Below are 13812 nucleotides of genomic sequence, written 5' to 3'. Positions count from 1 at the left end.
ATGGCGCTAACAAAAGCTGAAATGTCAGAATACCTGTTTGAGAAGCTGGGGCTGAGCAAACGGGATGCCAAAGAACTGGTCGAGCTATTTTTCGAAGAAGTCAGACGTGCTTTGGAAAATGGTGAGCAGGTTAAGCTGTCCGGATTTGGCAACTTTGACCTTCGCGACAAAAATCAACGTCCGGGACGTAACCCTAAAACAGGCGAGGATATTCCGATTACTGCTCGCCGTGTGGTCACGTTCCGTCCTGGGCAAAAGCTCAAAAGTCGTGTTGAAAATGCTTCGCCGAAAGAAGACTAAGTTTTTGTACACACATTGAAGTTGTATTACGCCAGGAGGCGCAAATTCCGGCAGGTCTGGTTTGCCTGGTCGTCCGGGATGACAGAGCGTTTTGAACCAAATATGCATACGGCTTGCGGTAAACCCGAATGAGTATTGCCCACGGAGGGGCCGGAGTCACCATCAGAATCCCTATACGGGTAGCTTCAGCTTACTCGGGTAACAAACAAAAGGTCGCGGATGCGGCCTTTTTCATGTCTGAGGTATTACTTCCTGAGGGAGAATGGTGGGGAGTATGGTGAAAAACGCTGCTGCTTTCGCCTGTAACCGATAAAAAGATGGTGATTATCGGCTGCTCTGGCGTAGCATACTGCATCAATGGTAATATGGTCTCTTCTTAGCCACGTAAGGATGTGAGGTTGGCACGGTTGCCGCCGAAAACATAAACTTGATGATTTTCGCCAAAGGAATGGTTGTAACACTCTCTACTGCTCAATTCTTTATCACTGCCGTCATGGCCAGCGTTCTGGCATGGTGCAGCGAACTCTAGCGTCCTGACAAAACAAATTGTTGTTACTTTCGCTCTGCTTTGACATGAGCGACGGCATTGCTCGTTTTTTGTTTTGTGAGGCTCCCATGATTTATTGGATATTTTTATCTGTTGCTATCGTTTGTGAAATCCTTGGCACTCTGGCAATGAAATACGCAACCGTAAACGGGGGCGTTGCTGGCCACATTGCCATGTATCTGTTAATTGCTACTTCTTATATTTTGCTCTCCGTTGCGATAAAGCGTATCGCGTTAGGGGTTGCCTATGCGTTATGGGAAGGGGCAGGTATCATTATTATTACGCTGCTAAGCGTCCTGCTATTTAGTGAATCGCTCTCACCTCAGAAAATAGTGGCTCTGCTGCTGTTATTAGCGGGTATCGCTCTGGTTAAGTCCGGCACGGTAATGCCACAACGTGAGGTGAAGCATGCTGTTTGAACATCTGCTTTATCTCGCGCTTGCCGTCATGCTGGAAATTATCGCCAATATTTTACTAAAAAAATCTGATGGCTTTAGAAAGCGATTACCGGGAATACTTTCTCTGCTGGCTGTATTAGGGGCGTTCAGTGCGCTGGCCCAGGCTGTGAAGGGCATAGATTTAGCTGTCGCCTATGCGCTATGGGGTGGTTTCGGTATCGCTGCAACGGTTGCTGCTGGCTGGATTTTATTCAACCAGCGACTCAATAAAAAGGGATGGATTGGCTTGATGCTGCTCTTAGCTGGACTGGTTTTATTAAAGCTTGCCTGACAGGAATATGAGCGCAGGCCAGGGTAGGCGGCGAAACGCGTAATACGTGAAGCCATGCTTTCTTTTTCTGTGAGAGTGACTACAATCAACCGTCTGTTTTATCTCATAAAGAGCCTCTGATGTCCCTGCTATCCGAATTGTCGCAGCGTGCTGAACGTCGGGCCAGACACTGGTTGATCGGACTCTTGCTTTTGACTCTGATTACAGCCATCGTCAGTCTTTGTGCAGGTGACAGTTGGATCGCGCCAACGAAATGGTTCAGCCAACAGAATGAGATATTTGTCTGGCAGCTACGTTTGCCGCGCATGCTGGCAGTGTTGTTGGTTGGCGCTTCTCTCGCTGTAGCCGGGGCGATAATGCAGGCGTTATTTGAGAATCCGCTGGCTGAGCCCGGTCTGCTGGGCGTATCGAATGGCGCCGGCGTGGGGGTGGTCATGAGCGTGATGCTCGGAAGTGCTCACCCGTTAACGTTAAGTCTCTCGTCAATTATCGGTGCATTATTTGTGACCGTCATCTTGCTGCGTTTTGCGCGCAAACACCTTTCGAGTAGTCGATTGCTACTGGCAGGTATTGCACTGGGAATTATCTGCAGTGCGGTGATGACGTGGGCGGTTTATTTCAGTACCTCGCTCGATCTACGACAGTTAATGTACTGGATGATGGGCGGCTTTAGCGGTATTGACTGGCATTACCGCTGGTTGATGCTTGCTTTATTACCGGTACTGATATGGCTTGTGTGCCAGTGGCGTCCGCTTAATCTGTTGGCCCTCGGTGAAACTTCGGCACGCCAGCTTGGTTTATCGTTGGTGCTGTGGCGGAATTTGCTGGTTATGGCCATCGGCTGGTTGATCGGCGTAAGCGTTGCACTGGCTGGGACTATCGGCTTTGTAGGGTTGGTTATTCCGCACATTTTGCGTCTGAATGGTCTGACCGATCACCGCATACTGTTACCTGGTTGTGCGCTGGCCGGTGGCTGTATATTACTCATTGCTGATATTGTGGCAAGAGTCGTACTGACTTCTGCCGAGTTGCCAATCGGTGTGGTCACCGCCACGCTTGGCGCACCGGTCTTCATCTGGTTGTTACTGAATAATCGTCGCTAGCGGTTGCTGGCAAATCTGCTACTAAAACAGGAACTACATATGAGTATATTTGACACACAACTGGAAACGCTGGAAGGCGAACATACGACCCTGGCCCACTGGCAAGGGGATGTTTTACTGGTGGTCAACGTGGCATCCAAATGTGGTTTAACACCGCAATATGAGCAACTTGAAGCACTACAAAAGACCTTTCATGCGCAGGGATTCAATGTATTAGGTTTTCCTTGTAATGCTTTCCTTGAACAGGAGCCCGGCAGCAACGAGGAAATTAAAACTTTTTGTCGTACTACCTACGGTGTCACCTTTCCGATGTTTAGTAAAATTGACGTCAATGGTGAAAAGCGCCATCCACTGTATACACAGTTAGTTGCAGCGCAGCCGAAGGCTATTGAGCCGGCAGAGAGCGGTTTTTTTGAACGTATGAGCAGCAAGGGACGGGCGCCGAAGCAGCCTGGCGATATACTGTGGAATTTCGAAAAATTCCTGATCGCCAGAGACGGAAAGGTTGTTCAGCGCTTCTCGCCGGATATGACACCGGATAATGCTATCGTGATCGACAGCATTAAGCAGGCACTGACAAAATAGATGTTGTTAGCTATTGACGGCGCGGCTGTTGCGGGACGGCTCGCGCCTTTTAGTGCTCAAGTGGGAGCGGGGGAGCTGATTCATCTGCTGGGGCCCAATGGTGCGGGTAAAAGCTCATTGCTTGCCCGACTTTCCGGATTACTCGCCGGCAATGGGCGGATTGCGTTTCTGGGGAAACCCCTTGAGCACTGGGAAGGGGCTGCACTTGCCCGCCATCGCGCCTGGCTGCATCAGCAACAACTTCCTTGTGGTCAGCTGACGGTATTTCACTTCCTGCAGCAGCATCTGCTGTATGCCACAGAGGCTGTAGACCCGGCACTGACCCGAATTGTTAACGCATTACTGTTGCGCGATAAGCTGGCACGTCCGATAAATCAACTTTCTGGTGGGGAATGGCAGCGTGTGCGTCTGGCTGGCGTACTTGCGCAAGTATCGCCGGAGATCAACGTACACGGTAAACTGCTGCTGCTGGATGAGCCGATGGCAGGATTGGATGTTGCGCAGCAGGCCGCGCTGGATAATCTCTTAACCGCACTTTGCCAGTCAGGCGTAACGGTGATAATGAGCGGTCACGATCTGAATCATAGCCTGCGTTATGCTCAGCAGGTTTGGTTATTGCAAGCAGGAGAAGTCATCCGGCAGGGAAATACGCTGCAGGTAATGCAGCCGGATGTGCTGGAGCAGGTATATGGAATTGCTTTTCATAAGTTTGCCGTTGGCGATCACGAAATGCTGGTCACTCTGGCGTAATATTGCCGTTGTCAAAATCAACGGTTTATGACTACAGTAAATGTCGATATAAATTCATGTTCAGGAAGCTTTCGCATGCGGTTGTGGCTTTTCTTCGTGGTTATGATTCTCGCAGGCTGTAGCCGCCATGCGCCATCCCCTGATGGTCGCCTGTCAGACTCCATCACCGTTATCGCTCAACTTAATGAACAACTCGGGCAGTGGCACGGCACGCCATACCGTTATGGTGGAATGAATCGGCGCGGCGTAGATTGTTCCGGTTTTGTTTATCTCACTTTTCGCGATCGGTTTGATATGCAACTACCACGCACGACTGCTGCCCAAACAGATATTGGGACACGAATCGATAAAGACGATTTGCAGCCCGGCGATCTGGTGTTTTTTAAAACCGGCAGAGGGGAGAATGGTCTTCACGTCGGCATTTATGATACTGACAATCAGTTCATTCATGCGTCCACCAGCCAGGGAGTGATTCGTTCTTCACTGGATAATGTTTACTGGCGAAAAGTATTTTGGCAAGCGCGACGTATTTAATTGATGCCGGGTAATATCTTAGATAAAATTAAGAAAATACTTATTTAAACTTGATGGGAAGTATGGAAAAATAATTATCTGGCATTGTTTTCTTGATTTTTGAAAGTGTGCGTTTTTAGCACGCACCTGAATAATTTTTTGTAGAATTATTCATTTTAACGAAAAGCCTTCCTATACAGGTCTGTTACAGCGGGCAGGCCACAATTAAAAGATACCTTAAGGAATGTGAACGCGGGGTGCGGCGGTAATCTGACGTGTCCGGTCATTTACTTCGCTCAATCGTTCGGCCTGTTTACCAGGACGTCGGCAGCGCATGCTTGGCAGGGCGCGAAAATTGCCACTCATATAACGGCTATAAAAAAATGAAAATAGATATAGCTGAAGACTATCACAGCCTTACAGCATTTTACCCGGTATACAGCTTTAGCGGGCATTTGCTTGCTGTAGAGGTCATGACGCACTATATGCATAAAAGCGCGAATGTTGCTATTCCTCAGGAAATACTGTTTCCCCAAATGACATTTGAGCAGCAACTTACGCTTTTGAAAAATCAAATCAATGTTATCGAAAAATATCATGATTTTTTTATCCATCATCAACTTCATGTGGGTATTAAGATTGATGAACAGCTTGCGTGGGCTATTCTTGAAAGTGAATTCCTGTTACATAAAATGGGGACATTTACGTATCTTGAACTGGAGCTAAGTGAAAGTCTTGCCGACTTTTCTCTTGGAAGAAATAATCCACTGCTGGCTGAGCTAAGTGAACGCTTTTTTTTAAGTCTCGGTAATTTCGGTGCCGGAAAAGCACCCGCAAAAGCGGTGTACGATAATCTCTTTTATCGAATTAAATTGGATAAAGGTTTTATTCAGCATAATATTACTCGCCCCTCTTTTTTTCCATTTATGAATGCAATACTGAACAATATATCTCCGCATTGCCAGCAAATCATCGTGCAGGGTATCGATGATTTACCCATGATGGAAAAAGTACGACCCTTGGGTTTCTCCGGTATCCAAAGCTCACTCTTCAGACCGGTTGGCGAAGAGTCGTTGCCTGCCCTGATTTATCCTCCTCAGGAATTCTTCGGTGGGTAAATAAATAACCTTACCCTCGGTGACTGTTTATTGCCTCGGCCTGGGTTTACACTTAGCAGGTTGGGGCGACGTAGACACAGTAGTCTGAATGTTATCAGCCATGCCTCATTTTTCAGGAGTTGCTATGCAGTTTGATAACAGTTGGTTTAACGAGCTTGAAGGATTCTATACCGCACTGTCACCGACGCCGCTTAAAAATCCACGTTTGCTGTATCACAGCACAGCGCTGGCGCAGGAGCTGGGACTCGATGAACGCTGGTTTAGTCACCAGCAGGTTGCACTGTGGAGCGGTGCTGAACTATTGCCAGGCATGCAGCCGTTGGCACAGGTTTACAGCGGTCATCAGTTTGGGGTGTGGGCCGGGCAGTTGGGCGATGGTCGCGGTATCATGCTCGGCGAGCAGCGGCTACCCGATGGACGCAAGTTTGACTGGCACCTTAAAGGTGCGGGATTAACCCCGTATTCCCGAATGGGCGATGGGCGTGCGGTATTGCGTTCGACGCTGCGCGAATTTCTTGCCTCAGAGGCGATGCACAGCCTGGGGATCCCAACATCACGCGCGCTGACAGTAGTGACCAGCGATGAACCTGTATACCGTGAAACCACAGAACAGGGCGCTATGCTACTGCGTGTAGCTGAGAGTCATGTTCGATTTGGGCACTTTGAACATTTTTTCTATAACGGGCAGCCTGACAAACTGCAGCAGTTAGCTGATTATGTTATTCGTCATCACTGGCCTCATCTGATTGATGCAACTGACCGTTACGCGCTATGGTTTATCGACGTGGTTAAACGTACCGCAAGGTTAATTGCCCATTGGCAGAGCGTTGGGTTTGCCCATGGTGTAATGAATACCGATAACATGTCTATTCTGGGCATTACTCTGGATTATGGCCCCTTTGGCTTTCTTGATGACTATCAACCTGGCTATATCTGTAATCATTCTGATTATCAGGGGCGCTATGCATTTGATAATCAGCCAGTCGTTGGCTTATGGAATTTGAATCGGTTGGCGCACGCGCTCTCAGGGTTAATGAGCACTGAACAACTTAAGGCTGCGTTGTCGCATTATGAGCCGGAGCTAATGCGTGCCTGGGGCGAACACATGCGAGCAAAACTGGGGTTGATGACTCAGGAGAAAGGCGATAACGATATCCTGACGGAATTGTTAGCGCTGATGGCTCAGGAAGGGAGCGATTATACGCGAACTTTCCGTTTGTTGAGCCATTCGGAGCAGCATCAGTTGCGTTCGCCTGTGCGGGATGAGTTTATAGATCGTACAGCCTTTGACCGCTGGTATGAGAGTTGGCGCCAGCGTTTGCTTCGGGATGAAAAAAGCGACGTTGAACGTCAGCAGCATATGCTATCGGCGAATCCGGCAATTGTATTGCGTAATTACCTGGCGCAGGAAGCCATTGAGCGGGCGGAAAAGGATGACATCAGCGTATTGGCTCGCCTGCACCAAGCGTTATCGCGGCCTTTCGAGGCGCTGCCGGAATTTGCTGATTTCATGCAGCGGCCACCAGACTGGAGCAAAAAGATAACGGTAAGTTGCTCAAGTTAATCTGTTATTGGCATTGGGGCGTACAGCGTGGCTGATACCCGTGGGTATCAGCCCGTATCCATCAACATGCAGCGGGTCTGGAATCCAACCTTAATTCAGAAACGGCTTGCTGTGGCGTCGGCTAACAACGCCAGTACGGCTTCGCTGTCGTCCCAACCCAGGCAAGGATCAGTGATCGACTGACCATAGACCAGCGGACGGTCGGCAACAACTTTTTGAGCACCTTCCTGTAAGAAGCTTTCAATCATCACTCCGGCAATCGCATTGGTCCCCTCACGAATCTGTCTGGCAACCGATTCCGCCACGTCGCACTGGCGCCGATGCTGCTTCATGCAGTTACCATGGCTAAAATCAATGACGAGCTGTTCCGGTAAATGACAAGCGCGCAGGCTGGCGGCAGCGGCGGCAATATCTTCAGCGTGATAATTAGGCTGCTTGCCGCCGCGCATGATTATATGGCCTGAAGGATTTCCACTGGTCTGATAAATGGTCATCTGCCCCAGTTTATCTGATGATAAGAACATATGGCTGGCGCGTGCGGCGCGAATGGCATCAACGGCGATCTGAATGTTGCCATCTGTACCATTTTTAAAACCCACCGGGCATGAAAGCGCCGAGGCCATTTCACGGTGGATTTGGCTTTCTGTGGTGCGTGCGCCGATGGCGCCCCAACTGATCAGGTCGGCGAGAAACTGGCCGATAACCATATCCAGAAATTCAGTAGCGGTAGGCATCCCGAGAGCGTTGATATCCAGTAGCAGTTTTCGCGCCACATCCAGGCCGTGGTTGACGCGGTAACTGCCGTCAAGATCGGGATCGGAAATCAATCCTTTCCAGCCGACGACGGTTCGCGGCTTTTCAAAATAGGTCCGCATCACTATTTCCAGGTGTGCCTGATGTTTGATACGTAACGTATTGAGCTTATGTGCGTATTCCACTGCGGCTATAGGATCGTGTAGTGAGCAGGGGCCTATAACAACCAGTAGCCGTTTATCCTCACCGGCAAGGATGCGAGCGATACGTTTTCGTGACGCTGTCACGTTTTCTGCAATGGTGGCGCCTATCGGATGCCGTTGCGCCAACTCAGCAGGCGTTATAAGGCTTTCGATGCGCGCGGTCCGCAGTTCATCTGTTTTATTCATGTCTTTTCTCTGAAAAGTGTTCTTCGCGACGGCCGTAGTGCCGGGAAGTGATGGCGATCACAATAAACCAAATCATCATGAATTCAACCGAAAAACCGATAAAAGTGGACGATTAACCTGACGCTAAGGCATTGCATCAGGTTTTTTATGTCTGTGCACGGTATCGATCAGTACATTCGGCGATTAAGCCCCATAATATCGAGAATCTTAGCGGCGATCTCTTCGACTGAATAATTGGTACTGTTGAGGTAGTGAATTTGGTGCGTGCGAAACAATGCCTCCACTTCACCCACTTCCATCCGACATTGCCGCATTGAAGCATAACGGGTATTTTCCGCGCGCTCTTGCCGGATTGCAGCCAGGCGTTCCGGGTCAATAGTCAGACCAAAAAGCTTATGCTGATGTGCTTTAAGCGCGGGAGGTAGCTTCAGATTATCCATATCATCAGCGATAAAAGGATAATTAGCCGCACGAATACCAAATTGCATCGCAAGATAAAGACTGGTCGGTGTTTTGCCGCAACGGGAGACGCCCAGCAAGATGACCTGTGCGTCCTCAAGTCCGCGCAATGAAATACCGTCATCATGCGCCAGGGTGTAATCAATCGCCGCGATGCGAGCATCGTATTTACCGAGATTGCTTGCGGTAAGACCGTGAGTCCGATGAGCAACGGGCGCGGGTGCAATGCCGAGCTCTTCCTGAAGTGGAGCCACCAACGATTGAACGATATCCTGGCAGAAGCCCTCACTTTGCATGATAATTTCACGTACGTCAGGCGTGACGATCGAGAAAAAGACCAGTGGCCGAACGCCGCTCTTTTGAAAGAGCGCGTTAATTTGCCCTTTTACGGCCTGAGCGCGCTGTACATTTTCAACAAAAGGAAGGGTTACGCTATTTATCCCGACCGGGAATTGTGACATCGCGGCGTGTCCTACCACTTCCGCGGTGATTGCCGTGCCATCAGAAATAAAGAAAACACTTCTTTCACCCGCTACGTCCATTTTATCTCCTGCTAACTTTGGGGGATTACTGACGGCGTCAAAAAACGCGTCATAATTTGCATTGACTGCACCATAGCCTATAAAAAATCTTAGAATAAAAAACGGAATTTTTTATTTTTCCGGAATGCGCTGTAATTAAAAGTACAACTAAGTGAAATGGCGTTTCTTTTTTATTGCGTCAAATATCGTATCTGAGTCACAACGTAAAGGTTAATTTCCCCCCACACGCTGTTGCGCAATCAAAAATGCCAGCTTTCGAGGTGTTATCACTTATCTTTATGAAAATAAATGTGTTATTGAAATGTCGTGTTGTTGCGCAACGGGGGATTTATTGGCGGAGTTTTCTTAAAAAGCCTTTTTTTTAGCTGCTTGAACGATTCACCTCTTCCTTATTATCAAACGAATGTGCCAGGCTCAGGGTGCGTAATACTGCATGCTTCGCTGGTTTTTAACCAGTCGGGGCGATGCCCGATGTAAAGTATGTTTCCTTGTGCCCCAATTATCTTAAAAGGATTGTTTCAATGTCCAATAAAGGCGAACTGCCGCTAGTGCTCTGGTACAACCAGCTTGGCATGCATGATGTTGATCGGGTGGGAGGCAAAAATGCCTCTCTGGGTGAAATGATTACTAATTTGTCCTCGCTGGGCGTATCCGTCCCGAACGGCTTTGCGACAACGTCAGATGCCTTCAATCAATTTCTCGATCAAAGTGGCGTTAATCAGCGTATCTACGATCTGCTGGATAAAACCGATATTGACGATGTTGACGAGTTAGCAAAAGCCGGTAAACAGATCCGCCAGTGGATTGTCGACACACCGTTCCAGCCTGAACTGGAAAAAGCTATCCTTGAGGCTTATACCCAACTCTCGTCTGACGATGCCGAGGCTTCATTTGCCGTTCGTTCATCCGCGACGGCGGAAGATATGCCCGATGCCTCTTTCGCCGGACAGCAGGAAACCTTTTTAAACGTGCAGGGTATTGATGCGGTGATGGTTGCCGTCAAGCATGTGTATGCCTCTTTATTTAACGACCGTGCGATTTCCTATCGCGTTCATCAAGGTTACGATCATCGCGGCGTTGCATTGTCTGCGGGTGTTCAGCGGATGGTGCGCTCGGACCTTGCCTCCTCCGGCGTCATGTTTACCATTGATACCGAATCGGGTTTTGATCAGGTCGTCTTTATTACCGCCGCGCTGGGGCTGGGGGAAATGGTGGTACAGGGTGCCGTAAACCCTGACGAATTCTATGTGCACAAGCCAACGCTGGCAGCAAATCGTCCAGCTATTGTCCGTCGCAATATGGGTTCGAAAAAAATTCGTATGGTCTATGCCGATTCACAAACGCATGGCGAACAGGTACGAATCGAGGATGTGCCGGAACAGGATCGCGATCGTTTTTGCCTGACGGATGATGAGGTACAGGCGCTGGCTCACCAGGCGGTAGAAATTGAGAAGCATTATAAGCGTCCTATGGATATCGAATGGGCGAAAGATGGCCATACTGGCAAGCTGTTTATTGTGCAGGCACGTCCGGAAACGGTTCGCTCAAACGGTCAGGTAATGGAACGTTACTCCCTGCAGGGGACCGGAAAAGTGGTTATTGAAGGGCGTGCCATCGGTCACCGTATTGGCGCCGGTGCGGTGAAGGTCATCCATGATATCAGTGAGATGAACCGCATTGAAAAAGGCGACGTGCTGGTTACTGATATGACCGATCCCGACTGGGAGCCGATCATGAAAAAAGCTTCAGCTATTGTCACGAATCGGGGGGGACGCACCTGTCATGCTGCGATCATCGCGCGCGAGCTGGGGATACCTGCCGTTGTGGGCTGCGGAGATGCAACCGAGAAGTTAAAAGAGGGACATCAGGTTACCGTTTCCTGTGCTGAAGGTGATACTGGCTATGTGTATGATGAACTGCTCGACTTTGACGTGACCAGTTCACAAATAGAAGAGATGCCGACGCTGCCACTGAAAATAATGATGAACGTGGGTAATCCTGACCGTGCCTTTGATTTTGCCTGTTTGCCAAATGAAGGTGTTGGGCTGGCCCGTCTGGAGTTTATTATTAACCGTATGATCGGTGTGCACCCTAAGGCGTTACTGGAATTCGATCAGCAAACGCCCGAGTTGCAGCAACAAATTACTGGCCTGATGAAAGGTTTTGACGATCCCGTTGAATTTTATATCGGACGCCTGACCGAAGGGATTGCCACACTGGGCGCCGCATTTGCGCCAAAACGTGTGATTGTGCGGTTGTCGGACTTTAAATCGAATGAGTATGCCAATCTGGTGGGCGGGGAACGTTACGAGCCTGAAGAAGAGAACCCGATGCTGGGCTTCCGTGGTGCAGGGCGTTACGTTTCCGATCGTTTCAGAGACTGTTTCGCGCTGGAGTGTGAGGCGGTTAAGCGCGTGCGCAACGATATGGGGCTTACAAATGTTGAAATTATGGTGCCGTTTGTACGCACCGTAGCGCAGGCAAAAGCGGTGGTGGAAGAGCTCGAACGTCAGGGGCTAAAGCGCGGTGAAAACGGTCTGAAACTGATCATGATGTGCGAAATTCCATCAAATGCGCTGCTGGCTGAGCAGTTCCTCGAATACTTTGATGGTTTCTCCATTGGGTCAAACGATATGACACAACTGGCATTAGGTCTGGATCGTGATTCGGGCGTAGTTTCAGAACTGTTTGATGAACGTAACGACGCAGTAAAAGCACTGCTATCAATGGCAATCCGTGCAGCGAAGAAACAGGGTAAGTATGTCGGAATCTGCGGCCAGGGGCCGTCCGATCATGAAGATTTTGCCGCCTGGTTGATGCAGGAAGGCATTGATAGCCTTTCGCTTAATCCTGATACCGTAGTTCAAACCTGGTTGAGCCTGGCAAAAATTAGCTAACATCATTTTATTAATATTCAGTAAAAGGTCAGTTTATCTGGCCTTTTTTAGTTTGCGGGCAAAAAAAAAGCCCATCGCTTGGGATGGGCAAAGACTACACACAGCAATTCTGATATCTGAGGGAGCAGGGTGTTTTGAAATCAAAGGTGACTCTAAACATGGCGTTCATAGTATGCAGCATCGATTCATTCGTCATTAGGAATCCTCTTAATAGTTTAAGGCTCATAATCTTTTTTGACGCAAAAAATGTATTAATTACCAAAATAGCGACGAGAAAGAGGGAAATGACCAGGCTTTTGCACTGTCAGGAGGAAAAAAGGGGGGTTACTAATAAATAATGCTAATGAAATTGCTGGGTTGATAAGACAGTCAACTCCTTTCGACTGTCTCAATGGTCATGGGGGTTATTTTTGTTGAGTTGAAATCTCACTCTGTGATTCAGCCGGCGTCCCAATAACACCCTCGGGTGCGTTTGTTGGTTCCGGGGCCTCGTGCATCCAGACGGAAACCAGTCGATAAGAGACGGCCAATACCACTGGCCCGATAAATAATCCGATCATCCCAAAAGCGATGAGTCCGCCGATAACGCCGGAGAGAATCAGAATCATGGGTAAATCAGCCCCCATACGGATGAGCATCGGACGCAAGACGTTATCCAGTGTGCCGACCACACAACTCCAGACCAAAAGCACCGTTCCCCAGGTGGTGTCGCCGCTCCAGTAAAGCCAGATAATTGCCGGGACCAGCACAAGTAATGGCCCAAGCTGTACCAGACAGCATAAGATCATCAATACCGTTAGCAGCGTTGCGTAAGGGATACCGGTGACGACCAACCCAATCCCCCCCAGTACACCTTGTACCAGTGCCGTTACGACGACACCTAGGGCAACAGCGCGAACAGCCTGGCCTGCCAGCAGCACCGCCGCGTCTCCGCGGTGAGATGCGAGGCGGAAGGCAAAATGACGAATACCGTTGCCCACTTGCTCTCCACGCCAATAAAGCAGCACGCTGAATAACAGCATCAGACCAAGATGGATCATAAAACGACCAAAGTGTCCGGCCTGTGAGACAAAGAAGCCGGTAGTACGGCCAACGTAGGGCTGTAATTTGGCCATCACTGCGCCACCGCCGCCTTCGATCAGCGTTTGATAACTGCTATAGAGTTTATTGCCAACCATAGGCAGGTCCTGTAACCAGAGCAATTGGGGGATGACCAAACGTCCCGATTTTGCCCAGTTGATTAGTGGTCCACTGTTATCGATCAGGCTATTGACCAGCAGCGCAACCGGGATCACAAAGAGCAAAACCAGCAGCAGGGTCATTACAATCACGGCCAGCGAACGACGTCCCCATAGCCAACCTTGCAGCGCAATCATCAGTGGCCATGTAGCAATAACCACCATGCTGGCCCAGGCGAATCCGAGAATAAAAGGTTGCACGATCCAAAAGCAGGCCACGATCATGATGATGACAAACATCAAGGTGAAGATAATCTGCGGTAAATCCACGTCCCGTTGCAGGTTTTTCATATGAACATTAATCCTTCAAATAAATCCTTCATTG

13 protein-coding genes are annotated in these 13812 nt (G+C 49.2%); 10 read left to right on the top strand and 3 right to left on the bottom strand.

The annotated features are described in order from the left end of the window. The 9 genes from ihfA (at window position 1) to J1C60_RS09785 (ending at window position 7209) form a co-directional block, all read left to right on the top strand. Window positions 1-300 carry an integration host factor subunit alpha gene (ihfA, locus tag J1C60_RS09825; RefSeq protein ID WP_017802142.1) on the top strand — a complete coding sequence of 100 codons (300 nt, stop codon included), beginning with the start codon at window positions 1-3 and terminating at the stop codon, window positions 298-300. Window positions 301-915: 615 nt separating this feature from the next. Then, window positions 916-1266, top strand: coding sequence for a multidrug/spermidine efflux SMR transporter subunit MdtJ (mdtJ, locus tag J1C60_RS09820; RefSeq protein ID WP_128174255.1), 351 nt, complete (start codon window positions 916-918; stop codon window positions 1264-1266). Next, on the top strand, window positions 1256-1576 hold the full coding sequence (gene mdtI / locus J1C60_RS09815) for a multidrug/spermidine efflux SMR transporter subunit MdtI (protein WP_128174257.1): 321 nt from the start codon (window positions 1256-1258) through the stop codon (window positions 1574-1576). Before mdtJ ends, mdtI begins: the two co-directional genes overlap by 11 nt. Before the next feature lie 119 nt (window positions 1577-1695). Continuing rightward, window positions 1696-2679 (top strand): vitamin B12 ABC transporter permease BtuC, encoded by a 984-nt coding sequence (btuC, locus tag J1C60_RS09810; RefSeq protein WP_128174259.1) that lies wholly within the window; start codon window positions 1696-1698, stop codon window positions 2677-2679. 39 nt (window positions 2680-2718) lie between these two features. Further along, on the top strand, window positions 2719-3264 hold the full coding sequence (locus tag J1C60_RS09805; protein WP_128174261.1) for a glutathione peroxidase: 546 nt from the start codon (window positions 2719-2721) through the stop codon (window positions 3262-3264). Continuing rightward, complete coding sequence (gene btuD / locus J1C60_RS09800; protein WP_128174263.1) at window positions 3265-4014, top strand: vitamin B12 ABC transporter ATP-binding protein BtuD; 750 nt, start codon at window positions 3265-3267, stop codon at window positions 4012-4014. Window positions 4015-4089: 75 nt separating this feature from the next. Continuing rightward, on the top strand, window positions 4090-4548 hold the full coding sequence (locus J1C60_RS09795) for a C40 family peptidase (RefSeq protein ID WP_128174265.1): 459 nt from the start codon (window positions 4090-4092) through the stop codon (window positions 4546-4548). A 317-nt stretch (window positions 4549-4865) separates the two neighbouring features. Then, on the top strand, window positions 4866-5645 hold the full coding sequence (locus tag J1C60_RS09790; protein WP_229655737.1) for an EAL domain-containing protein: 780 nt from the start codon (window positions 4866-4868) through the stop codon (window positions 5643-5645). Between the two features lie 124 nt (window positions 5646-5769). Then, on the top strand, window positions 5770-7209 hold the full coding sequence (locus tag J1C60_RS09785; RefSeq protein WP_128174267.1) for a protein adenylyltransferase SelO: 1440 nt from the start codon (window positions 5770-5772) through the stop codon (window positions 7207-7209). 95 nt (window positions 7210-7304) lie between these two features. Here the strand turns inward: J1C60_RS09785 and J1C60_RS09780 are convergent, their stop codons facing one another. Together J1C60_RS09780 and ppsR are read right to left on the bottom strand one after the other, a co-directional pair. Next, window positions 7305-8351: a 3-deoxy-7-phosphoheptulonate synthase gene (locus tag J1C60_RS09780; RefSeq protein WP_128174269.1), complete on the bottom strand. Its 1047-nt coding sequence runs from the start codon at window positions 8349-8351 to the stop codon at window positions 7305-7307. Between the two features lie 167 nt (window positions 8352-8518). Further along, entirely contained in the window at window positions 8519-9352 is an 834-nt protein-coding gene (ppsR, locus tag J1C60_RS09775; protein WP_128174271.1) for a posphoenolpyruvate synthetase regulatory kinase/phosphorylase PpsR, read from the bottom strand. A 521-nt stretch (window positions 9353-9873) separates the two neighbouring features. Between ppsR and ppsA the strand changes: the two genes are divergently transcribed. After that, a complete protein-coding gene (gene ppsA, locus J1C60_RS09770) occupies window positions 9874-12249 on the top strand; it encodes a phosphoenolpyruvate synthase (protein ID WP_128174273.1) in 2376 nt (791 codons plus the stop codon). A gap of 404 nt (window positions 12250-12653) precedes the next feature. Here ppsA and ydiK read toward each other — a convergent pair whose 3' ends face one another. After that, complete coding sequence (ydiK, locus tag J1C60_RS09765; protein ID WP_128174275.1) at window positions 12654-13778, bottom strand: AI-2E family transporter YdiK; 1125 nt, start codon at window positions 13776-13778, stop codon at window positions 12654-12656. Window positions 13779-13812: the final 34 nt, after the last annotated feature.

Source organism: [Pantoea] beijingensis, assembly GCF_022647505.1.
Lineage (GTDB): Bacteria > Pseudomonadota > Gammaproteobacteria > Enterobacterales > Enterobacteriaceae > Erwinia > Erwinia beijingensis.
Note: the sequence above shows the minus strand (reverse complement) of the source record. Positions and strands in the feature narration are given on the sequence as shown.